Genomic DNA, 26,238 nt, shown 5'->3' on the forward strand with positions numbered 1-26,238 from the left:
GGAGAGCATGGGGCGGGAGGCGGGGGGCGAGTACCCGGACCCGGGAAACCGCGGGCGCGCTAGGGCTCGGCGATGCCGGCGAGGAGAGCCCGCATTGCCTGGAGAGCGAACGCGACCTCCTCGTGCGCAAGGACCCGCTCCTCGTTCGGCTCGGCCTGCACCCCAGACTCGGCCTGCGCTTCCGTAGCGGCCTGTTCAGACGCGTGGGCGAGCGCGGGGATGAGCTCGGCGATCAGTGTTCGTACCTCGGCCCGGTGCTCGGGGACGCGGCGCCCGAAGAGCAGAGCCTCCACGCCAAGCGTTGCGATCCCCCCGAGATCGGGAGTGGTCCCCGCGGGAGCGCTGCCCACGGGAGCGCCCTCCCCCGGCTCAGCTGCCCCGTCCCACGCGTGAAGTCTGTCAATCACGGACCGCACGCTCGCGAGGAACACCTGCTCTTTCGACCCGAAGTGGGTGTAGACCGCGCCCTTCGTGAAGCCGGCGGCCTGCGCGATGTCCACGAGGGAGACTCCGGCGAAGCCGCGCTCCGCGAACAGCCGCGCCGCCTGCACGAGCAGCTGCTCGCGGGTGCTGAGCGGTTTGGCGCGCTGCTCAACCCAGGCGGAGGCCTGGGCAAGCGCCTCGGCGGCCGCGAGCAGTCCCTTCGTGACGCCGCTCTCAGCTGAGCTGCTCGCGGACAGGAAGCTCTGCCCCAGCTGACCAGCCGCGTCAGCAAGGGCTTGCGCAGCGTCCCGCAGTTGCTGTTCACCGCTGTCACCGCGGTCGTTGCGTGCTCGTCCAGCCATGCGGACAGTGTAGCCGCAAATTCTTCCGGGTATCCATATTGTTTTCAAACATACCCGTGGGTATGTTGATCCCGATGGGTATGACCGGGAGAGCCCGGCCGACGAAAGGACCACACATGCCCCACAGTAGGAACTCTGTTCCATTACCGCGCGACCCCGTGCTCCGCATCGAGCAGCTCACCAAGCGCTATCGCGGGAAACACGTCCCCGCGAACGCGGAAGTCTCCCTCACCGCTCACGCCGGACAGGTACTCGGCGTGCTCGGACACAACGGCGCCGGGAAGACGACACTGGTGAACCAGATCACGGGGCTCCTCAAGCCCGACTCAGGGTCGATCTCGCTCGCGGGCGTGGACGCCGTTGCCCACCCCGCGCGGGCGCGCGAGCTTGTGTCGGTGCAGGCACAGGCCAATGTACCGATCACGGGCCTCACACCCCGGGCCGCAATTGAGCTCGTCGGCCGGATCCGTGGCGGCCGCGCCGCAGAAATCCGCAGGCGCACCGGAGAGCTCCTTGAAGCACTGGATCTTGGCCCCTGGGCCGATACCCCGGCCCAGAAGATCTCCGGCGGTGTGGCGCGGCTCACCGCGTTCTGCATGGCTGCGGTCCGCCCGGGCGCGCTGGTCATCCTGGACGAGCCCACCAACGATGTCGACCCGGCTCGTCGCCGGCTGCTGTGGTCGGCGATCCGCGCGATGGCGACCCAGGGACCCGCAGTGCTCTTGGTCACTCACAACGTACGCGAGGCGGAGCACGCTGTTGACGAACTCGTGATCCTCGACAGGGGCGCAGTACGTGCCGCCGGCACCCCGGCACAACTCACGGCGCACCTGCGCACACAGCTTCTCCTCACGCTCGATGGCTCTACCTCGCCTGCACTGCCACCCGGGCTGCACGCGGAGCGGACCGGCCCGGCGCAGACAAGTGTCACGGTGCCGTCTGCGCGCGGCGCCGAGGTCGTGGCCTGGGCGCACGCAGCGGTGGACCGAGGGGAGCTCGAGCGGTTTGCACTCACACCGGCTTCCCTGGAGGACGCCTACCTCGAACTTGTTGCCGAAGAAACTGCCGATTCACACCGGGAGAACGCCGCATGAGCACAATTGCAACTGACCCCACCCCTACCGCGCTCACGACCGGTGGACGCACCTCCCTCGGCCTGCGCGCCACGTGGTTCCTGCTCGTCTGGCAGGTGCGCCGCCAGGCGCAGAATCTCCCACTCATGATCATCGTGCAGACCGCACTCGCCGTGTCCACTGTGCTCGGCTATGGAATTCTCATCGGCGACGTCTCCCCCGAGGCCGCGCTGTTCCTCGCGACCGGGGCACCGACGATCACCCTGATCACCGTCGGTCTGGTGATGACCCCGCAGCAGATGTCCCAGTCACGGCTTGAGGGCAGCGCCGAATGGCTGCGCACGCTCCCAGTTCCTCGGGCTGCGTTTCTCGCGTCGGATCTCAGCGTGTGGACCATCCTCGCGCTGCCCGGACTCGTGCTGGGCGCGGTGGTGGGTGCGATCCGATACGACATCAGCTATGAACTCCAGTGGTGGATCGTTCCAGTCGCACTTCTCGTGTCGCTCACCGCGGCATCGATCGGCTACGCCTTCGCGGTGCTGCTGCCACCAATGATCGCGATGCTACTCACGCAGCTCCTCATCTTCCTGCTGCTATTGTTCTCGCCCATCAGTTTCCCCGCGGCGAACCTCCCGCAGTGGCTCCAGAATGCACACGATGTGCTCCCCATTGAGCCGATGGCAAACCTCATGCGCGCGGGGCTCGCCGGGCAGACCTTCAGCGCGAGCGGGCGAGACCTCCTGCTTGTCCTGCTGTGGTGCGCGGGATCGGTGGCCGTCGCGCTATTCACCCTGCGGAAGCGAGGCTAAGGCACACGTCTGCGCTACGGCGCTTCAAACACAGTCACGGGTTCAGTGTCGACCTCTTCGTCAAGTTCGGAGAGGTCGATGCCGGCCGCCTGGACACTGCCCGTGTCGATCACGTCGCCAACCGCGTGGACGTCGATCACGATCGCGGTGACGTTGTCACGCCCGGCGTTCTCCACGGCCTGCTGCACGAGCATTGTCGCTGCCTCTTCGGCGGTGGGCTGGGTCGCCAGGAAATGCTGGATCCCGATGTCAGTGAGTTCCTTGGTCAGCCCGTCTGAGCAGATCAAGAGTCGCTGCCCCGGGATCAACGCCAGCGACGTGTACTCGGGAACCGGGGCCTCGTTGAAGCCAACGGCGCGCGTGATGACGTTCGCGTGGGGATGCGTCTCCGCTTCCTCCTCGGTGATCGCGCCGGTATCGATCAGGTGCTGCACGACTGAGTGGTCCACGGTGATCTGGCTCAGCGCGCCCTTGAAGTACTGGTACACGCGGGAGTCGCCAATATTGAAGACCTTCCACGTCGGCTGGTCATCGGTGCTCAGGCAGACCCCGGTCACCGTGGTTCCCGCACCGAGTTCGGTCTCGCCCGCGTCAAGTTCAATATCGTCGACGGCATCCGCGAGGACTTCGTCGATGTCGCTCTCGGCAACACGGGCGCTCCCGCCGAGCTCCGCGAGTCGCCGGACGACCGCGGCGGAAGCAATTTCTCCGGCGGAATGGCCGCCCATTCCGTCAGCGACCGCAAAAATCGGGGGCAGCGTGACATAGCTGTCCTGGTTGGTCTCGCGACGCCGGCCGACATCGGTCAGCCCAAACCAGGAGAGCTCGATCTCAAGGTCGCAGTCGGTGCGGTACCGCAAACGTCGCCGAGACGCGTTCTCGCCGCGCACGGTCACCGGTTCCACCTCTTAGACACCTGGATATCCTACCGTGCCTGCCCAGCAGTCGCAGACACCCCTCACGACTTCCGCACCGGGGCGCCCAGTCGCGTGATCAGGGTCAGCTCGCGGCGGGCGCTGTCCTGAACGATTTCCAGGTCTTCCGTGTCGGCCCACTCGATCAGGTCTTCGACCCGCGCGTGGACGAGCCCGGCACTCGCGAGCCGCCGCGCAAAGTCGCCCTTTGCCGCCTTGTTGAAGTGATTCAGCGCCCGCACCACCCCGTCATCACCGCGCTGCGAGACGTTGACAAACCACCCACGCCCAGCCGGAAGCGGAGCGAGCGCGACATAGTCGAGCGAGCGCAGGTCGAGGATCAGCCCGGCGTGATCCCAGTCCAGCTCCGCGTGGGCGTCAGACCAGAGCCGCTTCAGCGGCAGGCCGAGCTCGGGAAGCCGCGAACCCGCCGACACTCGGTACGCAGGGATCTCCTCCCCCAACCCCAACATGCCGAACAGCGCCGATTGCACAACGACGTGAGCAGCCAGCCAGTCCCGGGCTCCTGGATCGAGCGAGGCCGCGTCGAGCGCGTCATAGAGCACACCCGTGTAGCGGTCCATAGCCGGCAACGTGCCACTCGAACTGAGCGCGAGATTGTGTGTCCGCTCCCCCCGGTTCTTCGTCCCCAGCTTCAGGGCCCGCACGGCGGCTTCCTCGTCGGCACTCACAGCTTCAAGAGCCGCCCGAACCTTCGCGCGCGGAGCACCCAAGGTTGTGTCTCGCGAAAGCTCGACGGGGTCAAACCGACCCGTGCCTCCGGGCCGCTTCGTTTCGGACGGGGGAAGCAGAACAAGCATGCGGGAGTCCTTTCCAGTACAGCGGGAAAAACGGCGTGAGGCCGGCTCGACACCCAGATGGGTGCGAGCCGGCCTCACGCGCGGTTACGGCAGGACACAGGGCCCCAGCCGCGAGAATCTCGCTAAGCGAGACCTGCCTTACCAGCGACGATGGTCACCGTGTCGTGATCGACAGAGAGGAACCCGCCCTCAGCGTCGACAGTCACGTTCTCACCGTCAGGAGTGGTCACCTTCACTTCACCCTCTCCGAGGAGAGCGAGCAGCGGTTCGTGACCAGCGAGGATGCCGATCGAGCCCTCGACCGTGCGCGCAACCACCTGGGTTGCTGCGCCGGCCCAGACCTCGCGGTCCGCCGAGACGACACTCACGTTGAGCTGGCTCATGCTTAGCCCAGTTCCTTCTGCATCTGTGCCCACTTCTCTTCCACATCACCGATACCGCCGACGTTGAAGAACGCCTGCTCTGCGACGTGGTCGAACTCGCCCTTAGCGATCGCATCGAAGGACTCGATGGTCTCCTTGAGCGGAACCGTGGAACCCTCAACACCGGTGAACTTCTTCGCCATGTAGGTGTTCTGCGACAGGAACTGCTGGATGCGGCGTGCGCGCGCTACCGTGATCTTGTCCTCTTCGGAAAGCTCATCGACACCGAGGATGGCGATGATCTCCTGCAGTTCCTTGTTCTTCTGCAGGATCTGCTTGACCGTGGTGGCGACGCGGTAGTGGTCCGCACCTAAGTACCGGGGGTCCATGATCCGGCTGGACGAGGTCAGCGGGTCGATAGCCGGGTACAGGCCCTTCGATGCGATCTCACGGGAGAGCTCCGTGGTGGCGTCGAGGTGCGCGAACGTTGTCGCGGGAGCCGGGTCGGTGTAATCGTCTGCGGGGACGTAGATCGCCTGCAGCGAGGTAATCGAGTGGCCACGCGTCGAGGTGATGCGCTCCTGCAGGATGCCCATCTCGTCGGCGAGGTTCGGCTGGTAGCCCACAGCGGAGGGCATACGGCCGAGCAGCGTCGAGACCTCGGAACCGGCCTGCGTGAAACGGAAGATGTTGTCGATGAAGAGCAGCACGTCCTGCTTCTGCACATCGCGGAAGTATTCCGCCATTGTCAGAGCGGACAGTGCGACGCGGAGACGGGTCCCCGGCGGCTCATCCATCTGGCCGAAGACAAGTGCGGTCTTGTCGAACACACCCGCCTCGTCCATCTCGTGGATGAGGTCGTTGCCCTCACGGGTACGCTCACCGACACCGGCGAACACCGACACACCACCGTGATCCTGCGCAACACGCTGGATCATTTCCTGGATCAGGACGGTCTTGCCGACACCGGCACCACCGAACAGACCGATCTTGCCACCCTGCACGTACGGCGTCAGGAGGTCGATCGACTTGATGCCGGTTTCGAAGAGCTGAGTCTTGGACTCGAGCTGATCGAAGGCGGGCGGCGTGCGGTGGATGCTCCAACGCTCGTTCACCTCAATGGTCTCGCCCTCGGGGAGGTTGAGCACATCACCGGTGACGTTGAAGACCTTGCCCTTGGTGATGTCACCGACGGGAACGGTGATCGAGTCACCGGTGTCGAAGACTTCCTGGCCACGAACGAGACCGTCGGTGGGCTTCAGGGCGATAGCACGGACCACGTTGTCACCGAGGTGCTGCGCAACCTCGAGGACAAGCTTCAGCGGCTCTTCGCCATCACCGAAGTTGATCGTGGTCTGGAGCGCGTTGTAGACAGCGGGGATCGCGTCGTGCGGGAACTCGATGTCGACGACGGGGCCGGTCACGCGGGCGATGCGCCCGGCAACCTGTGCGGTAGCCTCAGTCGCCACAGCGGCGGATTCGGTCATGATTCTCTCTCTTCGTGCTTCCACTTAGCCTGACAGCGCGTCCGCGCCGCCAACAATCTCGGAAATCTGCTGGGTAATCTCTGCCTGGCGAGCGTTGTTCGCGAGGCGGGTGTAGTCGCGGATCAGCGTGTCTGCGTTGTCGCTCGCGGACTTCATCGCCTTCTGCGTCGCTGCGTGCTTTGCAGCAGCGGACTCAAGCATTGCGTTGAAGATGCGCGACTCGATGTAGGCGGGAAGCAGCTGGTCAAGGACCAAGTCAGGCTCGGGCTCGAACGCGTAGAGCGGCGACGGGCCTTCCTCCGGATCGGCCACACCCTCGACGACCTCCAGCGGGAGCAGACGGTGCACCTCGGGAACCTGGCTCACCATGCTGATGAGACGGTTGTACACGAGGTGAATCTCCTGCGCGCCACCCTCGTCTGCCGGGCGACCGAAGACCTCGAGGACCGCGTCAGCGATCTCCGAAGCGACCTCGAACCCGGGGTTCTCGGTGTCGCCAATCCAGACGCGCTCTGACGCGCGCTGACGGAAGGCGAAGTACCCCTGAGCCTTGCGGCCCACCAGGTAGTACACGACTTCCTTACCCTCGGCACGGAGCAGCTCGCTGAGCTCCTCGGCCTCCCGCAGAACCTGCGAGTTGAACGCGCCCGCGAGGCCGCGGTCCGAGGAAAAGATCACGACGGCTGCACGCGTGACCGTGTCGGCCTCGGTGAGCAGCGGGTGATCGGTGTTCGAGTGCGTTGCGACGGCCGAGACCGCGCGCGTAATCGCTGTGGCGTAGGGCGTCGAAGCTTCAACGCGGGCCTTCGCCTTTTGAATGCGAGAGGCCGCGATCAGCTCCATCGCACGGGTGATCTTCTTGGTCGTCTGGGCAGAACGAATCTTCTGCCGGTAGACCCGAAGTTGCGCTCCCATGTCTCTCCTGTGTTGGTAGGTGCTGGCTGGTCGAGTGAACCCGGCGGACGCTCACGCGCCCGCCGGGGAACATCACTACTTCTTGACGACCAGCTGCTCCTGCTTGATCTCGGCCTCGTCGAGCTCACCGAACTGCTCATTCAGGCTCTTGCCCGAAGAGGTGCGGAACTCGCTCTTGAACTTCTCGATCTGCGCGGTGATGTCGGCGACTGTTGCGTCGTCGAGCACGTTGGTCGCGCGGAGCGTGGTGAGCGCCTCGGAGTTGCGTCCGAGGTAGTCAAGGAACTCGCGCTCGAAGCGGAGGATGTCCTCAACGGGCACGTCGTCCATGAAGCCCTTGGTGCCGGCCCAGATGGAAACTGTCTGCTCCTCGACGGGGTACGGCGTGTACTGCGGCTGCTTCAGGAGCTCGGTGAGGCGCGCGCCGCGCTCAAGCTGCTTGCGGCTCGCCGCGTCGAGGTCCGACGCGAACATCGCGAATGCCTCGAGTGCACGGTACTGGGCAAGCTCAAGCTTGAGCGTGCCGGAGACCTTCTTGATCGACTTGACCTGAGCGTCGCCACCCACGCGGGACACCGAGATGCCCACGTCAACCGCGGGACGCTGGTTCGCGTTGAACAGGTCCGACTGGAGGAAGATCTGGCCGTCCGTGATCGAGATCACGTTGGTGGGGATGTACGCCGAGACGTCGTTCGCCTTGGTCTCGATGATCGGGAGACCCGTCATCGAACCCGCGCCGAGCTCGTCCGACAGCTTCGCGCAACGCTCCAGCAGACGGGAGTGCAGGTAGAAGACGTCGCCCGGGTAAGCCTCGCGCCCCGGCGGGCGGCGCAGCAGCAGGGACACAGCGCGGTATGCCTCGGCCTGCTTGGAGAGATCATCAAAGATGATGAGGACGTGCTTGCCGTCGTACATCCAGTGCTGACCGATCGCCGAGCCGGTGTACGGAGCGAGGTACTTGAAGCCTGCGGGATCCGATGCGGGAGACGCCACGATGGTGGTGTACTCCATCGCGCCGGCCTCTTCGAGCGCGCCCTTCACCGAAGCGATGGTCGAACCCTTCTGGCCGATTGCGACGTAGATGCAACGGACCTGCTTGGTCTTGTCGCCCGAAGCCCAGTTGGCCTTCTGGTTAATGATCGTATCGATCGCGAGAGCCGTCTTACCGGTCTGGCGGTCGCCGATGATGAGCTGGCGCTGGCCGCGGCCGACGGGGATCATGGCGTCGATAGCCTTGATGCCGGTCTGGAGCGGCTCGTGCACCGACTTGCGCTGCATAACGCCCGGAGCCTGGAGCTCGAGTGCGCGACGTCCCTCGACGCCAGCGATCTCGCCAAGGCCGTCAATCGGGTTGCCGAGCGGGTCGACCACGCGGCCGAGGTAGCCCTCGCCCACCGCAACCGAGAGAACCTCGCCGGTGCGGGTGACCTGCTGGCCCTCTTCGATGCCGGTGAACTCGCCGAGCACGACGACACCGATCTCGTCCTCTTCAAGGTTCTGTGCGAGTCCGAGCGTGCCGTCCGCAAAGCGAACGAGCTCGTTCGCCATCACGCCGGGGAGACCCGAGACGTGGGCGATGCCGTCAGCGGCGTCCACAACCGAGCCAACCTCGGTCTTACCCGACTGGGTGGGCTCGTACGACGCTGCGAAGTCTTTCAGCGCATTCCGGATCTCGTCCGGGCTGATGGAGATTTCTGCCATTTCGTTTCCTCTGTCTGATCCGGAAGCGCCGCCCCCGGGATGAAAAGTTGTGCGCTAGGCCGCGAGCTTGACGCGGAGATCGTCGAGGCGTGCGCGAACGCTGCCGTCGATGATGTCGTCTGCAATCTGAACTCGGATGCCCCCGACGAGGCTCGGATCCACGACAACCTTGAGGGCAACCGGGCGACCGGCCGAGATCTCAAGTGCGCGGGCGAGTCGAGCCTGCTGATCGGCGGAGAGCGGGGCTGCGACGGTGACCGTCGCGAGCTCGCTGCCGTTCTGATCAGCAACGGTCCGGGCTGCCTGGCGGAGCGCGGAATCGATCTTGCGTCCGCGGGCCGAGGCCACGAGATGCGTCACGATTCGAGCGGCAGAGGCGGAGACCTTGCCGTCGACCAGGCGGGAGATCAGGACGACCTTCCCTGCCGGGTCGGCGAGCTTGCTTGCGAGGCTGAGCTGCAGATCATGGTTTCCCGAGATCACGTCAGCCACAGCAAGCAGTTCGTCCGAGAGTGCCGCGTTGGAGGCAGCCTCGGCACGCAGGCCGAGTTCCTCAACGCCGTCGACGAACTCGTCGACGTTGGACCAGTGGCCCTGCACAGCTGCGGACAGCACGGAACGCGCGCCAGCGGAGAATCCGCCGAAGAGCCGCTCGATGAGCTGGGTCTTCGCCTCAGCCGGAGCTGAGACGTCGCTGAAGGCCGCGGCCAGGGCCGGGCTCTCAGCGATGCGACTCGCGGCCTGCAGCAACTCGGCACCCGCGGCCTGAGCGAGTCGCCCAGTGATCGCGGTCTGTGCCTGAGCCAGTGCTTCGCGTGACGCGCTGCCCATTACTGAGCCGCCTTTTCGGACGCCTCGAGATCAGCGAGGAAGCGATCCACAAGCGCGGATGCCTTCTGGTCGTCGGTCAGGCTCTCGCCGACCACGCTCGAAGCGAGATCGATCGCGAGCGAGCCCACGTCCTTGCGCAGGGAGACAACAGCGCTCTGGCGCTCTGCCTCGATCTGCACCTGTGCGGCCTGTGCGATGCGAGCGGACTCAGTCACCGCATCGTCCTTGGCCTTGGCGACGATCTTCGTGGCATCGGCGCGAGCCGAGTCACGGATTTCGCCGGCCTCCAGGCGAGCACTCGCGAGCTGCGCGGTGTACTCCTGCAGGGCCGCTTCGGCCTTCGCCTGAGCCTCATCGGCCTTGGCGATATTGCCCTCGATCGCTTCTGCGCGGGCATCAAGCATTGCCTGCACCTTCGGAAGGAAAACCTTCCAGAATGCGATGAGGATGATGATGAACGCAATCGCCGACCAGACGATGTCGTACGTCGCTGGGAGCAGCGGGTTTCGGGCCGCGCCCTCGGCAGCGAGCTGCACTGCGGGATTCATCGTGCCTCCCTTTCGAGACTCAGGAAAGGATGGGGGTTACGCGAAGATGAAGTACGTCGCGACGCCGATGAGGGCGAGCATCTCGGTGAAGGCGATGCCGATCCACATCATGCCCTGGAGCTTGCCAGCGAGCTCCGGCTGGCGAGCGGTGCTCTCGATGGTCTTGCCGACCACGATGGCCACACCGATTGCCGGGCCGATAGCTGCGAGGCCGTAGCCGACGGTTGCAATGTTGCCCGAGATTTCAGCGAGAACAGACACGTTATGTGTTTCCTTCCGTAAAGGTGCGCGGCGGGAACCGCGCCCAGGGGTTTTTTCTTAGTGCTCTTCAGCCAGCGCGAGCTGGATGTAGAGCGCGGTGAGCAGAGTAAAGACGTAGGCCTGCAGTGCGGACACGAAGATCTCGAAGAGCGTGAACGCGAAGCCGAAGACAAACGTTCCAGCCCCAAGCGCGGGGAACAGGCCGCCCGCTTCGAGGATGAAGAAGTTCGTCGCGGCCCAGAGCAGCACGAGGATCATGTGACCCACGAGCATGTTCATGAGGAGTCGCAGCGCGAGCGTCACCGGACGCATCACGAAGGTCGAGAGGAACTCGACGGGCGTCACCAGCAGGTACATGACCTTCGGGACGCCTGCAGGGAAGAGCGAGTTCTTGAGGAACTTGCCCGGGTGCTTCTTCAGGCCCGCGTAAATGAACGCGATGTACGCGACCACGGCCATGAAGATCGGGAATCCGACAACCGACGAAACGCCGATGTTGAAGCCCGGGATCACGCCGGTGATGTTAAACGCGAAGACAAGGAAGAAGATTGTCATCAGCAGCGGCTGGAACCGGCGGCCTTCCTTGACGCCGAGCTGCTCTTCGATCACGTTCTTCTGAACGAAACCGAGGGCGAACTCGAGTACGCCCTGGCCACGGCCGGGGATCACGCGCAGCTTGCGCGTGCCGAGCCAGAACAGCAGCAGGAGTACGCAGACCATGATCACGCGAATGATCATGATGCGGTTCATCTCGAAAGGAGTGCCCTCGAAGAGCACCGCCGCCGGGAAGAAGTCGTCAAGAGTGGGGCCGTGGAAGCCGCCCTCTTCGGTGCGGACAAGTCCGGGGGCAACGAAGTGCATAGGGTTAGCGAACAGCGCCATTCTCCTGATTCGGGGTGCGGCATGCCGCACGGCTTCGAACGATGGTCGTGCCCCGGCACCGGCAGGCACACAGGAGTGGTGCGGCCCAGCAGGGAACGAACTTATCCTAGCAAGATTTCACTCTGAGCAAAACCCGGCGCTCGGCGTGGGAGCCGCCATTTTCTGGATCATCGGGTTTTCTTCTCCGCCATCGGGCCGAGATTCCCCCGGCTACGGCGTGTCGGCAACGTAGGGAACGCGAGCCTTCGCCACGATAATCGCGTCAATCACGATCGAGACAAGGACCGTCGCGACGAGCGCGATGAAGAGCAGCTTCGGGTCCAACCAAGGCTGATCACGCAGCAGAAATGCCGCGACAACAAAGCCCACAAGCTTCACAACCCAGGCCCCCAGCACGATGCTGAAAAAGATCTGGAGATACAGCGGGCTCTGCACAAATCGATTCGCGAACGCAATGCTCCCGACAGTGATGAGCAGGAGCACGCCGCCAATTGCCGCACCGATCAGTCCACCCACGAGTCCGCGGTTCGCGCTCACGGCGAAGCCCACACCCGCGAACACGATCATCGACGTGAGTGTGGCGATGATGCCCCACTTGACGCCGCGCAGCAGCATCGGCTGCGAGGTCGGCATCGGGAACGCCTCGGGTGCCGCGGAGTTCGGGCTTCGGGGGCTCTCGGGCTGTGCGGGAGAACTCACTCGGAGGTCCTTTCGGTAGACGGGCCTCCGGCCTCAGCGGGAGATTCGGGGGCTGCGACGGGAGCGCCCCGTCCCGTCAACGCTACCGCGCCGCGCTGCGCGAGGGCTGCACGCACCCGGCTCGCGGGAAAAAACAGCAACAGCGCGCACAGCGTCCCGCCGACAACAAGCACAATCGCGGGGAGCACGAGACTCTGCTGCGTAAATGCGAGCAGCAGGGCGACCGAGAGGACCGCGGTGCCAAGATAGAAGATGCAGACTGCTTGCAGCGGTGAGTGACCCATATCGAGCAGTCGATGGTGCAGGTGCATCCGGTCCGCGGTGAAGGGGCTCTTCCCGGCCCGCATCCGCCGCAGCACGGCAAGCGTAAAGTCGGCGAGCGGGAGGGCAAGTACCGCGATGGGGAGCAGGATCGGGATAAAGCTCGGGAGCACGAGGTTCACGTCGAGGGCGGCGGGGTTCAGCTGACCCGTCACCGAGACCGTCGAAGTTGCCATCAGGAGCCCCACGAGCAGCGCACCCGTGTCCCCCATGAACATCTTCGCGCGGTGCCAGTTGAAGGGCAGGAAGCCGATGCAAATCCCGAGCAGCACCGCCGCGATCAGACTCGCGAGCGTCACGGAATCCACGCGCCCGATTTGTTCGTGCAGGAGGCGGGTGTAGATGAAGAAGACCGCGTTTGCGATGATCGCCACCCCGGCGACAAGTCCGTCGAGCCCGTCAACGAAGTTCACCGCGTTCATCACGAGCGTCATCAGGAACACCGTGAGGATGAAGTTCAGTGCGGGCGAACCGACAATCAGCGTATTCCCGAAGGGCAGCGAGATGATCTGCACCCCGCTCCAGGCAAGCAGCCCCGCGGCCGCGAGTTGCGCGGCGAGCTTGATCATCCAGTCCAAATCGAAGAGATCATCAAGAATGCCGACCGCCGCGATGATGGCGCAGGCCCCCAGCAACGCCCACATCTCTGAGCCCTGTGTGAAGAGTTCCGCGAACTCGCGTTGCGATCCCGCGACCGCGAATGCCGCGAGCACGCCGATGAACATGGCTATCCCGCCGAGGCGGGGCGTGGGCGTGCTATGGACGTCCCGCGCCCGGACCTCCGGTGCGAGTTTGTACCGTCGACTCAGCCGCAGCACAACAAATGACGCGGCAGCGGTCACCGCTGCCGCGACAAGCGCCACCACGAGATACGGAAACACGACTACGCCTCGACGGTGACCTGCGGCAGCAGTTCAGCGATGGCGTCACGGGTGACACCGCCTGCGCGGAGGATCCGGATAGTTCCGCCCTCGGCGGTGAGACCCGTGGCGTCGATGATCGTCGACGCCACCCCGTCCCCATCGCCCTCGCCGACTTCCAAGTACACGGCGACGCTGTCACCGAGCATCTCCTGGGCCGCGGCCGCAGTGCGCGCCGCGGGTTCGCCGGTCTTGTTTGCCGAGGACACCGCGAGCGGGCCAGTCTCCTGCAGGAGCTCGAGCGCGAGCGGATGGCCCGGGATCCGAAGTGCCACAGTCCCACCCGTATCACCCAGGTCCCAGCTGAGGGCAGGGTTGGCCTGGGTGATGATTGTCAGCGGTCCGGGCCAGAAGGCCCCAGCAAGCGCCTCCAAGGGCTCGGTGACCTCAACCGCGAGAGCCGCGAGCGTGCCCGTGTTCGGGATCAGCACGGGTGGCGGGGACTGCCGGCCCCGCCCCTTTGCGTCGAGCAACCGCTGCACGGCCTCCGGCGAAAAGGCGTCGGCGGCGACGCCGTAGACGGTGTCTGTGGGCATCACAATGAGCTCACCCCGACCGATCGCGCGGCGTGCGGTTCGGGTGCCGCTGAGCAGCTCGGAACTATCGGTGCAATCAAAGACCTCGGCCATAGCGATCAATGCTACTCCTGCGGGCCTGGACGTGGGGCACTCCAGCCCGAGAACCCGCCTGCGCCCCTGCTACCGCAGGGCGGTGGTGGCGCGATCCCGGCCCGTGAGATCCTGGTGGGTCGCGGCGGCGCGCCAGCCATCGGCAGCGAGCAACTCGCGGATCGCCGCGCCCTGCAGCTCCGCATGCTCAAGCACGAGCAGACCGCCGGGTCGCACGAGATCACGCGCAGCCCGGCTAATGATCCGGACTACGTCAAGTCCGTCGACACCCCCGTAGAGCGCGAGTTCCGGGTCGTGATCACGCACCTCGGGATCCCGCGGCACCATATCTGCGGGCACATACGGTGGATTTGAAATCAGCACGTCAACGGTGCCCGCGAGCTGCGCAATCTCGGAGATCGCACCGAGCCTGGCTACATCGCCGCGGAGCAGTGTGACCCGCCCGTCGCCCCACTCGGCGACGTTGCGCTCCGCCCAGGCGTGCGCTTCACGACTCTTTTCAACGGCCCACACACGCGCCGTCGGTACCTCTCGCGCAAGCGCGAGAGCGATCGCGCCACTCCCCGTGCACAGATCGACAGCAATTGGTTCGGCGGACGGGACAAGCTGCAGCGCATCAATCGCGAATTGTGCGACGGTCTCTGTCTCGGGGCGGGGCACGAACACGCCGGGACCGACCGAGAGCTCGATCGTGCGGAATGGCGCGCGCCCGGTGAGGTGCTGGAGCGGGGTGCGACGCGCCCGCTCCTCCGACAGCTCCAGTGCGGCGTCCCACTGTTCCGTCGTGAGCGACTCACCCATAACGGCGAGGGCCTGCACGCGTCCGCGACTGACGCCCAACACGTGGGCGAGGATCAGCTCAACATCGGTACCCGGATCCTCGATCCCACCCGCGGCGAGTGTCGCCTGCAACTGCGCGATTGCCGCGCTCATCTGTGTGTGTTCCTGTGCCTGCACTCCCCCACTCTCCCACAGCGGCCGCCGCCTGCCGTCCGCCGCTGCGTCACACGCCGCAACATCCCATAACTCCCACAAACTTCTGGAATAAGGTGGAGCTATAGTTTGAGTGGACCAACCGACCCGAGGAGGACCCTGGCTCATGGCACGGACGTACGACAACATCACGCAGGCTTTTGGCAACACCCCGCTCGTCCGACTCAATCGAGTCACCGGGGACGCCGGCGCCGAGGTGCTCGCAAAGCTCGAGTTCTACAACCCCGCCGGCTCCGTGAAGGACCGCATCGGCATCGCCATCATCGACGCGGCTGAGCAGTCGGGCGCACTCGCGCCGGGCGGCACCATCGTCGAGGGGACCAGTGGCAACACCGGAATCGCACTCGCGTTTGTTGGAGCTGCCCGCGGCTACCGCGTGATCCTGACGATGCCCGAGACAATGAGCGTGGAGCGCCGCAAGCTCCTCGCCGCCTACGGTGCCGAGATCGTGCTCACCGAGGGCCCCCTCGGCATGAAGGGCGCCGTAGCCAAGGCCGAGGAGATCGCGGCGCACACCCCGGGTGCGGTCCTCGCACAGCAGTTCGCGAACCCCGCGAACCCGGCGATCCACCGCGCAACGACGGGCCCCGAGATCTGGGCTGACACCGACGGCAAGGTCGACATCTTCGTCGCGGGCATCGGCACGGGCGGCACAATCACCGGTGCCGGCGGCTACCTGAAGTCGCAGAACCCGGGCGTGCAGGTCGTCGCGGTCGAGCCCATCGATTCCCCGCTGCTGACCGAGGGCACCGCCGGCCCCCACAAGATCCAGGGACTGGGTGCCAACTTCGTCCCTGACATCCTTGACCGCGATGTCTACGACGAGGTCATTGATGTCGCGCTCGCTGACTCGATCTCCACTGCGCGTGCGCTCGGCACCGACGAGGGCATCCTCGCGGGCATTTCCGGCGGGGCCGCGGTGTGGGCCGCCACCGAGCTGGCCAAGCGTCCCGAAAACGCCGGGAAGAAGATCGTCGTCATTATTCCGGACTTCGGTGAGCGATACTTCTCGACAGTGCTCTACGAGGATCTCGCGGTCTAGTCTCGAGCCGCCGCGTGCACTGCGGCACCTCACACTCCGGGTCCGGGCATATTCTGCCCGGACCCGCTGTTGCACCCGAGACGGCACCTCTGCAGCCACCCACAATGAGCACCGACAGGAGACGCGCGGCGTGAGCATCTTTTCCCGGATCCGCGAGGACATCGCAGCAGCACGCGCCCACGATCCCGCGGCGCGCGGCAGCGCCGAGGTGTTTTTTGTGTACTCGGGCCTGCACGCGGTCTGGTGGCACCGCGTCTCGCACGCACTGTGGCAGCGAGGCATGCGCTTTCTCCCCCGCGCGATCTCGCAGTTCACCAGGTTCTTCACGGGTATCGAGATCCACCCGGGCGCGCGGATCGGCCGCCGCCTCTTCATCGATCACGGTATGGGCGTCGTGATCGGGGAGACCGCGGAGATCGGCGACGACGTGCTGATTTACCACGGCGTGACACTCGGCGGCACCGGACACGGTACCGGCAAGCGCCACCCCACGCTCGGCGACCGCGTAATCGTCGGAGCGGGCGCGAAGCTCCTCGGTGCGATCGAGCTCGAACATGATTCCGCGGTGGGGGCGAACGCGGTGGTGGTGCGCTCGGCACCGCCCTGGACCACGCTCACCGGGATCCCGGCGCAGGCGCGGCCGCGCCGCGGTGCCCCCCGAGCGGAGCAGCCCGATATGGCCGATTTCTACGTGATCTAGTTCCCGCGTCCGCATCGGCGGCCACACCGGCCGCTCCCCCACAGAACCGACCCGCAATTGCAGAAGCGACCCGCTACGTGCACGAATTCGGTGCACGCACGCACCGTTCTGCAAGCTGCGGGTCGGTTCTGTGTGCGGCCCATCGGGCGCGGCGCCCGCGGAGCCCGCGACGCCCGCGGAGCCCGCGGAGCCCGCGGGGCCTATCGGAGGCTTCGACCGTGCTTGCGCATCCAGCGGCCGGTGCGGCGCTGCTCGACAAGAATCATGATAATTCCGAGCGCCCAGAACGGAATCTGCACGGCAAACGCGACTCGGAACGCGGTCAGCGAGTAGTCCTCCGGAGAGCCGGCACCCTGCATATCAAGCACGAGCCCGACAAGCAGGATCACGATGAGCGACGCGGTAAAGCCCGCCGTATTCACGAGGCCTGTCGCGAAGCCCGTAAAGCTGCGCGGCGTGTGCGATCGCAGCACTTCAAAGGCGATCATCGACGCGGGGCCACCGAGCGGCATCACGACGAGCAGCACAACAAGGAGCCAGGTGGGCGGCGTTCCCGGCCATACGAGCACCGCGATCCATGCCGCCGCGATACCGATCACGATTCCGAAGTACACCCACACGCGACGCTCCAGGAACCGGGAGCTGATCGGCCCGAGCACAAGGCCGGCGAACATCGACGAGAGCACGGTCAGGCTCAGCAGACCGCTCGCCGCTGGCTGCGAGAGCCCCACGCCCCCGACGAGGAACGGGGTGCCCCAGAGCAGCAGGAAGACGTTCAGCGCGAACGGAGACGTGAAGTGCATCCAGTACGCCAGGCGAACGCCCGGGATCTTCAGAAGGCGCCGTGCGCGGGTCCAGAGGCTCTTTTCGCTCCGCGGTGAGCGCTCCCCCACGATCTGGATCAGCTCGGTGCTCGGCGGGGGCATCTGGAATGCCCCGGTCGCGAGACCACCGCCCAGGCCCCGGGCGTTTCGGGTGGTCTTGCCGGTCCGCCCGATCAGGCGCTCCGCGAATGTCCCCGCTCCGGGCCGATCCCGCACCACGAGCGCGCCCAAGAGTGTCGTGAGTAGCCCGAGCGCGGCGAGACCCAAAAACCCGCTGGTCCACCCGGCAACACTGACAAACAGCGCGAGCGGAGCCACTGAAACAAGCTGGCCTGCCTGGCCGATCAGGCCGGTGAGTTGACTCACGATCGGGAGCTGGCGCACGGCAAACCACTCCGGCAAGAGCCGCATCACACTAATAAAGGTGCAGGCGTCACCGGCCCCGACGAGCACACGAGCCAAGATCGCAAGCTCAACGTTGTGCACCGTGGCCATGAGCACCTGCCCCAGCACCATGAGCACTGAACCGGCAAGCAGCATCGAGGTCGCGCTCAAGCGATCGAGCAACACCCCGACGGGGATCTGCAACGCCGCGTACACGATGAGCTGAATCATCGGAAACAACGACAGTGTGGTGGCGTCGATCCCAAAGTGTTCCTGCGCGGCGGGCCCGAGCGCGGCGAGCGAGGAGCGGTTGATCACCGCGACGGAGTACAGGAGGGCGGCGACCCCCCACACGATCCAGGGCAGGAGAGGACGTGCGGATCGCATATCGTCCATGCTACTCCTGGCCGGGGTGCCAGCGTCGCGGGAAACGCGCGCCGGGCACCCCGATCAGCGTTGCGTGCTAGTCGCGCGGCGGGAGCGGCGGGCCGTCAGGGAAGTCGCTGCGGGTGAGATCCAGGAACATGGCGTCCTCGAGGTGGCCGCCGGGGCGCACCTGGTAATCGCGGAACACTCCCACGCGCTTGAAGCCGAGACGCTCGTAGCTCCGAATCACACCCTCGTTATTGATGTTCGGGTCGAGCGTGATGCGGCTGATCCCCGCCGCGAACTCGGCCCGGATGCCGAGCGCGAGAGCCTCTTCGCCGATGCGGCGACCGCGGAAACGCGTGCCGATGAAGATGTGCATCACTGTCGTCGGGTATTCGGGGTCTGCGCCACGCAGCACCACGAGCACGCCCGCGCACTCCCCCTCGACCTCAATAACGCGTGTCGTACCGGGTTCATCGATGAACTCGGACTGGATCCGTTCCGGGGTGTAGCCGACCCACCAGAGCGCGACCTCGGGCTCTGCCAGGATCGCGGTGAGCGGTGCGAGGTCGTCCTGCCGAGGGGCGCGGAGCGTGACAAGGGGGCCCACGATGGGCAGCTGAGTTTCGGTCATTCCCTCAGCGTACTGCGCAGTCGTGGGTCCCCGCACCACCTACTGCTGGCCGAGTGCCGCCAGTCGCGATTCCTCGTCCATACGGATGCAGGACTCGATCACGGGATCGAGTGCGCCGTTCATCACGTGGTCGAGGTTGTAGGCCTTGAACCCGGTCCGGTGATCCGCAATGCGGTTTTCCGGGAAGTTGTACGTGCGGATGCGCTCTGAGCGATCCATCGTACGGATCTGGCTGGAGCGGTGGGCGCTCGCTTCAGCGGCCTTCTCCTCCTGCTGCCGCGCGAGGATCCGCGCGCGGAGCACGCGCATGCCGGCCTCGCGGTTCTGCAGCTGCGACTTCTCGTTCTGCATGGCCACGACGATACCGGTGGGCAGGTGAGTGATGCGCACGGCGGAGTCTGTGGTGTTCACCGACTGGCCGCCGGGGCCCGAGGACCGGTAGACGTCGATCTTCAGATCGTTCTGGTGGATCTCGACCTCTTCGGGTTCGTCGACCTCGGGGTAGACGAGCACACCGGTGGTCGAGGTGTGGATCCGACCCTGTGATTCGGTGACGGGGACGCGCTGCACGCGGTGCACACCGCCCTCGTACTTGAGGTGCGCCCAGGCACCCTGCGACGGATCGCTCGGGTTCGCTTTGATCGCGACCTGCACGTTTTTGTACCCACCGAGGTCGCTTTCGTCCTTCTCGAGGATCTCGGTTTTCCAGCCCTTGGACTCCGCGTAGTACATGTACATGCGAAGCAGGTCGGCACCGAACAGCGCCGATTCGGCCCCGCCCTCGCCGCCTTTGATTTCGAGGATGACGTCTCGGGCGTCGTCGGGGTCGCGCGGGATCAGGAGCCGGCGCACCTTTTCTTGTGCTTCGGCGAGGCCCGCTTCGAGGTCCGGGATTTCTTCGGCAAATGCCTCGTCTTCACGCGCGAGTTCGCGAGCGGCTTCGAGATCGCTCCCGAGCTGGATCCAGTGCTCGTGCGCAGCCTTGATCTTGCTGAGTTCGGCGTAGCGCCGGTTCACCTTCTTGGCGCGCGCCGCATCGGCGTGCAGCGCCGGATCGGCGAGGTCTTCCTGCAACTGCGCGTGCTCTGCGAGCAGTCCCGCGACCTGTTCGAACATGTTTCCTCCGGGTGATCAAAAACTCAGCATCCTGCGCTCCGGCCGTGAAGTGGCCGAATCCGCGGAGCCCGGCCCACTGGCCAGACTCCGCGGAAAGCTCCGCGCGCGCAGGATGACGGGACAGACCCGTGACAAGTCGCGGAGCGCGGGGATGCGGTTAGGAGAGGCCGCCGGCGCGCTGCACCTCGGCGAGGAGGGCGGCGTTCGACGCGGTCTCACGGATGCGCTTCGTCAGCTTATGCTCGGCGTCGTCGTCCTGCAGCGCCTCGCGCAGCAGGCCCAGCACGTTCGCCTCGTCAGCGCTCAGCATGGCGGTTGTGTTCGCCGTGCGCGACTTCGCGAGTGTGACGATCGGGGCGACGCCCGCGCGGGTCTTACCGATGCGGATCTCGCTGTTCGCGACGCGGCGCGCTTCGCGGAGCAGGGTCTGATCCGCGGGCAATCCGGTGCCGTGCTGCGCGGTCGCGAGGATGGTGAGCGAGCCACCGTTCTCCACGTTCCGAGCCGCGGCGAGCAGCTTCATGATCTGACCGAGCGCGAACTCATCGATTTCGTCGTGAGCCGGTCGTGCCTGACCGTGCTGTGCCTGCGCGTACGCACGAGCGAAGCGGTTGAGCGAATCGATCAGCACGACAACGTCGTGGCCCAATTCCAGCATCCGCTTCGCACGCTCAATCGAGAGCTCGGCGACAGTGGCCTGGTCCTCGGCCGGACGGTCGAAGGAGGCCGCGACGACCTCGCCGCGCACCGTGCGCTCAAGGTGGGTGACGTCCTCGGGCTGTGCGTCAGCGAGCACGAGCATCAGGTGTGCCTCGGGCGCGTTCGCCCGGACCGCTTCGGCAAGCTCGGTGAGGATCGGGGCACCCGCGGTGCGTGCGGGGAGGACGATCAGTCCGCGCTGGCCCAGTCCGATCGGCGCCACGAGGTCGATCGCGCGACCGAGCGCCGCGGTGGGCGTGCCCTCGAGGCGCAGGCGCGTGTCGGGGTAGATCGGCGTCAGATCAGCGGCCTCAACCCGGTTCTCGGTCTCCTCGAGCGTGCGCCCGTTGACGGCATCGATCTTCACGATGGCGTTGTACTTCTGGCGGCTGCCCGACTCGCCCTCGCGGGGCTGGCGGATCGCGCCAACAACCGCGTCACCGCGGCGCAGGCCGTACTTCTTCACCTGACCGAGCGATACGTACACATCGCTCGTACCCGGGAGGTAGCCGCTGGTGCGCACAAAAGCGTAGTTGTCGAGCACGTCGAGGATGCCAGCGATGGGCAACAGGACGTCGTCCTCGGTGAGCTCCGGCTCGAGATCATCGCCGGATCCGCGACGCTTACGGTCGCGCTGCCGGGTGCGGCTCGAGCGGCTCGAGTTTTCCGCGCCATTCTTGTCTGCCGGGCCGTTCTGCGAGCCCTGACCGTTCTGCCCGTTGTTCTGGCCGTTCTGGCCATTGTTCTGGCGGTTCTTCTCGCCGTTCTGCGACTGACCACGACCGCGACCGGACTCCTCGGAGTCCGTGTCCTGCTCGGTCTGTTCTGCGGCCTCAGAGGTCTCGGCCTTTGCGCCACGGCCGCGTGCACGGCGGTTGCGGTTCGGCTTCTCGGACTCGCCAGCTGCGTCGCTCTTCGTGGCGTCGGCATCGGGCTTCACGGCGTCCGCCTGGGCAGCACCTGCTGCGGCCGTCTCGCCCTGGGCAGCGGTTGCCGACGCGTCGACGGCGGTCTCAGCCTGAGCAGCGGGAGCCTGGTCCGTGCTCGCCGAGGCCGCTGCGGCATCCGTGGGCTCGGTCTTGGCACGGCGGCTCCGGGTGCGCTTCACCGGCTCGGCGGGGGCCTCAACGGGGGCCTCGGCGGCGGGGGCTTCGGTCGTTGTGGCGTCAGCCGCGGGCACCTCGGTGCTCTCAGCGACGGCTACCTCGACAGGCTCAGCCTTCTTGCGGCTCCGAGTCGCGCGCTTCTTCGGCGCAGCCTCGGCTTCAGCAGCGGGTGCCTCAGCGACAGCGGTGTCTGCGGCGGGTGCCTCGGTGCCCTCAGCAGCGGGCGCCTCAGCAGGCTCAGCCTTCTTGCGGCTCCGAGTCGCGCGCTTCTTCGGCGCGGCCTCGGCTTCGGCAACGGGTGCCTCGGCAACGGCTGCCTCAACAGCAGGGGCCTCAGCAGCAGGGGCCACTGTGGTCTCAGGGGCGGGTGTCTCCGCTGCGGGTGCAGCGAGGACGGCCGCCGCCTCCGCCGTTGCGCCAGCGGCTGCGCTGACACGACGCGAGGCGCGACGGCGCGGAGCCGGCGTTTCCTCGCTTGCGGCGGGAGTGTTCTGGTCTTCTACGTTGGATTCCACGTTTCTTCCTTTCGGAACTCCGCAGGAACCGCGGGCACTCAAGGCCACGCGCTCCCGAGAGGGTGCACATCATGTGCGTCGGGATCACCGGACACTCGCGTCACGGTGAGGAAAACGATCCACACTCCGCGGCCACAAAGGTGTGACGGTTGCGAGCTCCGAGGAACTCACACCGAAACCATCCCGGCCGCGGGCATCCGACGCACTCGATGAGTGCGCCGACTACGCGGGGATCTCCTCCACTGTAGCACCCTTGGTGTCCACTGCGAGGAGGAGCACACGCCAATCCGGGTGTGCCTGAGCGACAAGATCCGCCGCAGCCTGCCGCTCCGCGGGGCCCGGCGAAAGCACCAGGATCGACGGGCCAGCACCGGAAACGACAGCCGGATGGCCGGCGGCGCGCAGCTCACGGATCAGGTCACGCGTGGCGGGCATCGCATCACCGCGGTAGTCCTGGTGCAGCCGGTCCTCGGTGGCCTGCATGAGGAGTTCCGGGCTCTGGGTCAACGCTGCAATGAGCAACGCCGAGCGCGACACGTTGAATACGGCATCCTCGTGCGGCACCTGCTCCGGCTGCAAGCTGCGTGCGAGCTCCGTGGACATCGTAAAGCTCGGCACAAGCACAAGCGGTGCAACACCGCGGTGCACAAGAAGGCGCTTAAACTGCGGGCCGTCATCGGTCGACCACGCGATCGTGAGCCCGCCGAAGAGCGCGGGGGCCACGTTATCGGGATGACCCTCAAGCTCGGTCGCAAACGCAAGCAGCTGTGCCTCGGTGAGTTCGACGGGCGATGCAGGGTCGCTCGCGAGCAGGCCCGCGGCGATCATCACGCCCGCGACGATTGCAGAACCCGAGGACCCCATGCCTCGGCCGTGCGGGATCCGGTTGGTGGCGTCGAGGTTGAGGCCGGGCAGTTCCCGGCCCAGGCGCTCGTACACGTGCGCGGCGGAGCGCACCACGAGGTTCGAGGCATCCGTCGGGACCTCCCCCGCGCCAACGCCGGTCACGCTGACGGTCGCGCCGGGCTCCGGGCGCGTCACCGCGGTCAGGTCGTCGCCGTAGGCGAGGGCGATACCGAGCGTGTCGAAGCCGGGGCCGAGGTTGGCGCTCGTCGACGGGACGTGAACGCGGACGGCGCGAGTCGCTGCGCCGCTCATGCGTTGCCCTCGAGCCGCAGCACGCTGGTGACCTCGAGCACGAGGTCCGAGGCGCGCAGGGCCTCGACCATCGCAGCCAAGTCGGCTTCGCGAGCCACGTGGGTGCCGATGACGAGGGCGGCGCGGCCCTCCTGGTCCTGAGACACTGTCTGTTCAACGCTTGCCGCCGATACCCCGTGCTCGGCGAGAATGCCCGCGATACCCGCGAGAACACCCGGCTGATCGTGCACGTCAAGCATCACCTGATAGGCCGTGTTGACCTCGCCCACGGGGAGAATCGGGAGCTCCGCGTGCAGCGAGCCCGGGATCCCGGGGCCGCCGATGACGTGGCGGCGCGCGGCCGACACAAGATCACCGAGCACGGCTGACGCGGTCTCTGCCCCGCCCGCGCCCGCGCCGTAGAACATGAGTTCGCCGGCGGCTTCCGCCTCCACGAACACCGCGTTCTTCCCGCCATAGACCGCGGCGAGCGGGTGATCGCGGCGGATCAGCGCCGGGTAGACTCGGGCCGACACTCCCGCGACGCCGTCACTCGACGTGATGCGCTCGGCGATCGCGAGCAGCTTGATGACGTAGCCCGCGTGCTTCGCGGCCTCAATCTGCGCGAGTGTGATGTTCGAGATACCTTCGCGGTGGACCGACTCGACCGGCATCTCGGTGTGGAAAGCGATGCTCGCGAGGATCGTCGCTTTCTGCGCGGCATCGAAGCCCTCAACATCGAGCGTGGGATCGGCTTCCAAGTAGCCGAGCTCCGCGGCGACCCGCATGGCATCTTCGGCGCTATCGCCGAAGCGGTCCATCCGGTCGAGGATGTAGTTCGTGGAACCGTTCACGATCCCCAGCACGCGCGTGATGTGGTCTCCCGCGAGGCTTTCGCGCAGCGGGCGCAGGATCGGGATGGCGGCAGCGACGGCAGCTTCGTAGGACAGCTGGGCACCCACCTGCTCGGCGGCGTCCGCGAGCTCGCGGCCATGCTCGGCGATGAGAGCCTTGTTCGCGGTGACCACGTCGGCACCGCCCTGCAGCGCCTGCAGGATCAGCGTGCGGGCCGGCTCAATGCCACCCATCAGCTCAATCACGATGTCGGCGCTCTGCACGAGACGCTCGGCGTCGGTCGTGAAGAGTTCCTGCGGCAGCTCGACGTCGCGCTTCGCGTTCACGTCGCGCACCGCGATGCCGGCGAGCGTCAGCCGCGCCCCGATGCGGGCGGCAAGTTCCTCCCCGTGTTCGAGGATGAGTCTGGCCGTCTGCGCGCCGACCGAGCCGCAGCCCAGCAGCGCAACGCGGAGATCGCGGTATCCGTTCACTTGGTTGCTCCGTTCGTGGTGGGGGTAAATACGGGTGCGTCCTGGACACTCTTCGCGAGGAGTTCCGCCTCAGTGTCACCGCGCACGATGATGCGGGCTGAGCCGCCAGAAATCGCCACGACCGGGGGCCGGGGCACGTAGTTGTAGTTGCTCGCGAGCGCCCAGCAGTAGGCGCCTGTCGCGGCGACCGCGAGGGTGTCGCCGGGCCGGACATCGCCCGGGAGCACATCGCGCTGCACGACGATGTCGCCAGACTCGCAGTGCTTGCCGACGACGCGCACCAGCGCCGGAGCCGCGTCGCTCGCCCGGTTCGCGATGCGGACCTGGTAGTCGGCACCGTAGAGGGCGGGGCGTGCGTTGTCGCTCATGCCGCCGTCGACGCTCACGTAGAGCCGCTCGCTGAAGCCGAGATCCGCCGGATCCGCCGCTGCATCGCTGCCCGCGAGTTGCACGGTCTTCGTGGTGCCGACTGTGTACAGCGTCACTCCCGCCTGCCCGATGATGCCGCGGCCCGGCTCGAAGGCCAGGTGTGGCACTGCGATCCCGGCCTCAGCCGCGGTCTCAGCGACGATGTCCGCGAGCTCGCGTGCCACGTCCGCGATCGCGGGGGCCTCGTCCGCGGCGGCGCTCGTATAGGCGATGCCGAAGCCACCGCCGAGGTTCAACTCCGGAATGTCGCGCCCGGTGAGGCGTGCGAGCTCCGGGTACACACCGAGCAGCCGACGGGCGGACTCGCGGAAACCGTCGGTCGCAAAGATCTGCGAGCCGATGTGGCAGTGCAGACCAACGAAATCGAGCGACTCGTGCTGCAAAATGTCACTCACGAGGCGCGGGGCCTCCGCGAGCGGCTGCCCAAACTTCTGGTCCTCGTGCGAGGTGGCGAGGAAATCGTGGGTGGAAGCGTGCACGCCGCTGTTCACCCGGAGGCGCACCCGCTGCTGCACCCCGGCCGCCGCGGCGGCACGCGCCACGCGCTCGGTTTCCCACTCGCTGTCGAGGATGATTGTGCCCACGCCCGCGGCGACAGCTCGCGCGATCTCGGCCTCGGACTTGTTGTTGCCGTGGAAGCCGATCAGGGCGGGGTCGACGCCCGCGGCGAGCGCCACCGCGAGCTCTCCCCCGCTGGCCACATCAATCGCGAGCCCCTCTTCGGCCATCCAGCGCGCCACTTCGATGCAGAGGAACGCCTTGGTCGCGTAGTAGACGGTGGCGGCTGTGCCGATGCGCGCGGCCTCGCGCTGCAGGGCGGTGCGCACCTCAACGGCGCGGGCGCGAGCGGCGTCCTCGTCAACCACATAGAGCGGGGAGCCGAACTCCGCCGTCAGCGCAGTGGCCCGGATCTCGCCGAGCTTGAGCTCGCCGCAGGAACTGCCGCGGCGGGCGGTCGGGGGAAAGACGCGCGGGTCGATCGTGTTGGTGGTGTCCATCTGGGG

Annotated in this window: 26 protein-coding genes; 4 read left to right on the top strand and 22 right to left on the bottom strand. The window is 66.4% G+C overall.

Features of this window, described 5'->3' with window-relative positions; all coding sequences use genetic code 11:
- Positions 1–59: 59 nt before the first annotated feature.
- On the bottom strand, positions 60–785 hold the full coding sequence (locus tag FM113_RS07020) for a TetR/AcrR family transcriptional regulator (RefSeq protein ID WP_087012944.1): 726 nt from the start codon (positions 783–785) through the stop codon (positions 60–62).
- A 116-nt stretch (positions 786–901) separates the two neighbouring features.
- Here FM113_RS07020 and FM113_RS07025 point away from each other — a divergent pair, with 116 nt between their 5' ends.
- Complete coding sequence (locus FM113_RS07025) at positions 902–1,879, top strand: ABC transporter ATP-binding protein (RefSeq protein WP_087012946.1); 978 nt, start codon at positions 902–904, stop codon at positions 1,877–1,879.
- Positions 1,876–2,667, top strand: coding sequence for an ABC transporter permease (locus FM113_RS07030; protein ID WP_087012948.1), 792 nt, complete (start codon positions 1,876–1,878; stop codon positions 2,665–2,667). The genes FM113_RS07025 and FM113_RS07030 overlap by 4 nt, the downstream gene beginning before the upstream one ends.
- 14 nt (positions 2,668–2,681) lie before the next feature.
- Here FM113_RS07030 and FM113_RS07035 read toward each other — a convergent pair whose 3' ends face one another.
- The 14 genes from FM113_RS07035 to prmC form a co-directional block, all read right to left on the bottom strand.
- On the bottom strand, positions 2,682–3,563 hold the full coding sequence (locus tag FM113_RS07035) for a PP2C family serine/threonine-protein phosphatase (RefSeq protein WP_087013007.1): 882 nt from the start codon (positions 3,561–3,563) through the stop codon (positions 2,682–2,684).
- 62 nt (positions 3,564–3,625) lie between these two features.
- The gene (locus FM113_RS07040) at positions 3,626–4,402 is read right to left on the bottom strand and encodes a YaaA family protein (RefSeq protein WP_087012950.1); all 777 of its coding nucleotides are present in this window, start codon (positions 4,400–4,402) and stop codon (positions 3,626–3,628) included.
- A 122-nt stretch (positions 4,403–4,524) separates the two neighbouring features.
- On the bottom strand, positions 4,525–4,785 hold the full coding sequence (locus tag FM113_RS07045) for a F0F1 ATP synthase subunit epsilon (protein WP_087012952.1): 261 nt from the start codon (positions 4,783–4,785) through the stop codon (positions 4,525–4,527).
- A 2-nt stretch (positions 4,786–4,787) separates the two neighbouring features.
- Positions 4,788–6,251, bottom strand: a complete 1,464-nt coding sequence (atpD, locus tag FM113_RS07050; protein ID WP_087012954.1) for a F0F1 ATP synthase subunit beta — start codon at positions 6,249–6,251, stop codon at positions 4,788–4,790.
- Positions 6,252–6,275: 24 nt separating this feature from the next.
- Positions 6,276–7,166 (bottom strand): F0F1 ATP synthase subunit gamma, encoded by an 891-nt coding sequence (locus FM113_RS07055; RefSeq protein WP_087012956.1) that lies wholly within the window; start codon positions 7,164–7,166, stop codon positions 6,276–6,278.
- A 75-nt stretch (positions 7,167–7,241) separates the two neighbouring features.
- Positions 7,242–8,867: a F0F1 ATP synthase subunit alpha gene (gene atpA, locus FM113_RS07060; protein WP_087012957.1), complete on the bottom strand. Its 1,626-nt coding sequence runs from the start codon at positions 8,865–8,867 to the stop codon at positions 7,242–7,244.
- 54 nt (positions 8,868–8,921) lie between these two features.
- Positions 8,922–9,698: a F0F1 ATP synthase subunit delta gene (locus tag FM113_RS07065; RefSeq protein WP_087012959.1), complete on the bottom strand. Its 777-nt coding sequence runs from the start codon at positions 9,696–9,698 to the stop codon at positions 8,922–8,924.
- Complete coding sequence (locus FM113_RS07070; RefSeq protein WP_087012961.1) at positions 9,698–10,246, bottom strand: F0F1 ATP synthase subunit B; 549 nt, start codon at positions 10,244–10,246, stop codon at positions 9,698–9,700. Before FM113_RS07070 ends, FM113_RS07065 begins: the two co-directional genes overlap by 1 nt.
- Positions 10,247–10,282: 36 nt before the next feature.
- Positions 10,283–10,507, bottom strand: coding sequence for an ATP synthase F0 subunit C (atpE, locus tag FM113_RS07075; RefSeq protein WP_025133963.1), 225 nt, complete (start codon positions 10,505–10,507; stop codon positions 10,283–10,285).
- Between the two features lie 57 nt (positions 10,508–10,564).
- Positions 10,565–11,368, bottom strand: coding sequence for a F0F1 ATP synthase subunit A (gene atpB, locus FM113_RS07080; protein WP_087012963.1), 804 nt, complete (start codon positions 11,366–11,368; stop codon positions 10,565–10,567).
- 231 nt (positions 11,369–11,599) lie between these two features.
- Positions 11,600–12,088: a 3-oxoacyl-ACP reductase gene (locus tag FM113_RS07085; protein WP_254908911.1), complete on the bottom strand. Its 489-nt coding sequence runs from the start codon at positions 12,086–12,088 to the stop codon at positions 11,600–11,602.
- Positions 12,085–13,290, bottom strand: coding sequence for an MraY family glycosyltransferase (locus tag FM113_RS07090; RefSeq protein ID WP_087012965.1), 1,206 nt, complete (start codon positions 13,288–13,290; stop codon positions 12,085–12,087). The genes FM113_RS07085 and FM113_RS07090 overlap by 4 nt, the downstream gene beginning before the upstream one ends.
- A gap of 2 nt (positions 13,291–13,292) precedes the next feature.
- Positions 13,293–13,958, bottom strand: coding sequence for an L-threonylcarbamoyladenylate synthase (locus FM113_RS07095; protein WP_087012967.1), 666 nt, complete (start codon positions 13,956–13,958; stop codon positions 13,293–13,295).
- 69 nt (positions 13,959–14,027) lie between these two features.
- On the bottom strand, positions 14,028–14,891 hold the full coding sequence (prmC, locus tag FM113_RS07100) for a peptide chain release factor N(5)-glutamine methyltransferase (RefSeq protein ID WP_087012969.1): 864 nt from the start codon (positions 14,889–14,891) through the stop codon (positions 14,028–14,030).
- 166 nt (positions 14,892–15,057) lie between these two features.
- Between prmC and cysK the strand changes: the two genes are divergently transcribed.
- Entirely contained in the window at positions 15,058–15,993 is a 936-nt protein-coding gene (gene cysK, locus FM113_RS07105) for a cysteine synthase A (protein WP_087012971.1), read from the top strand.
- Between the two features lie 130 nt (positions 15,994–16,123).
- Entirely contained in the window at positions 16,124–16,693 is a 570-nt protein-coding gene (gene epsC / locus FM113_RS07110; protein ID WP_087012973.1) for a serine O-acetyltransferase EpsC, read from the top strand.
- A gap of 200 nt (positions 16,694–16,893) precedes the next feature.
- Here the strand turns inward: epsC and FM113_RS07115 are convergent, their stop codons facing one another.
- The 7 genes from FM113_RS07115 to lysA form a co-directional block, all read right to left on the bottom strand.
- The gene (locus FM113_RS07115) at positions 16,894–18,297 is read right to left on the bottom strand and encodes a nitrate/nitrite transporter (RefSeq protein ID WP_254908912.1); all 1,404 of its coding nucleotides are present in this window, start codon (positions 18,295–18,297) and stop codon (positions 16,894–16,896) included.
- A gap of 67 nt (positions 18,298–18,364) precedes the next feature.
- Positions 18,365–18,904 (bottom strand): GNAT family N-acetyltransferase, encoded by a 540-nt coding sequence (locus FM113_RS07120; protein ID WP_087013014.1) that lies wholly within the window; start codon positions 18,902–18,904, stop codon positions 18,365–18,367.
- 39 nt (positions 18,905–18,943) lie between these two features.
- On the bottom strand, positions 18,944–20,020 hold the full coding sequence (prfA, locus tag FM113_RS07125; protein ID WP_087012975.1) for a peptide chain release factor 1: 1,077 nt from the start codon (positions 20,018–20,020) through the stop codon (positions 18,944–18,946).
- A 157-nt stretch (positions 20,021–20,177) separates the two neighbouring features.
- Positions 20,178–22,340 carry a transcription termination factor Rho gene (locus tag FM113_RS07130; protein ID WP_087012977.1) on the bottom strand — a complete coding sequence of 721 codons (2,163 nt, stop codon included), beginning with the start codon at positions 22,338–22,340 and terminating at the stop codon, positions 20,178–20,180.
- Positions 22,341–22,562: 222 nt separating this feature from the next.
- Complete coding sequence (gene thrB / locus FM113_RS07135; RefSeq protein WP_087012980.1) at positions 22,563–23,498, bottom strand: homoserine kinase; 936 nt, start codon at positions 23,496–23,498, stop codon at positions 22,563–22,565.
- A complete protein-coding gene (locus FM113_RS07140) occupies positions 23,495–24,805 on the bottom strand; it encodes a homoserine dehydrogenase (protein WP_087012982.1) in 1,311 nt (436 codons plus the stop codon). The genes thrB and FM113_RS07140 overlap by 4 nt, the downstream gene beginning before the upstream one ends.
- Positions 24,802–26,232: a diaminopimelate decarboxylase gene (lysA, locus tag FM113_RS07145; RefSeq protein WP_087012984.1), complete on the bottom strand. Its 1,431-nt coding sequence runs from the start codon at positions 26,230–26,232 to the stop codon at positions 24,802–24,804. The genes FM113_RS07140 and lysA overlap by 4 nt, the downstream gene beginning before the upstream one ends.
- Positions 26,233–26,238: the final 6 nt, after the last annotated feature.

The organism is Leucobacter sp. 7(1), from assembly GCF_900163635.1.
GTDB lineage: Bacteria > Actinomycetota > Actinomycetes > Actinomycetales > Microbacteriaceae > Leucobacter.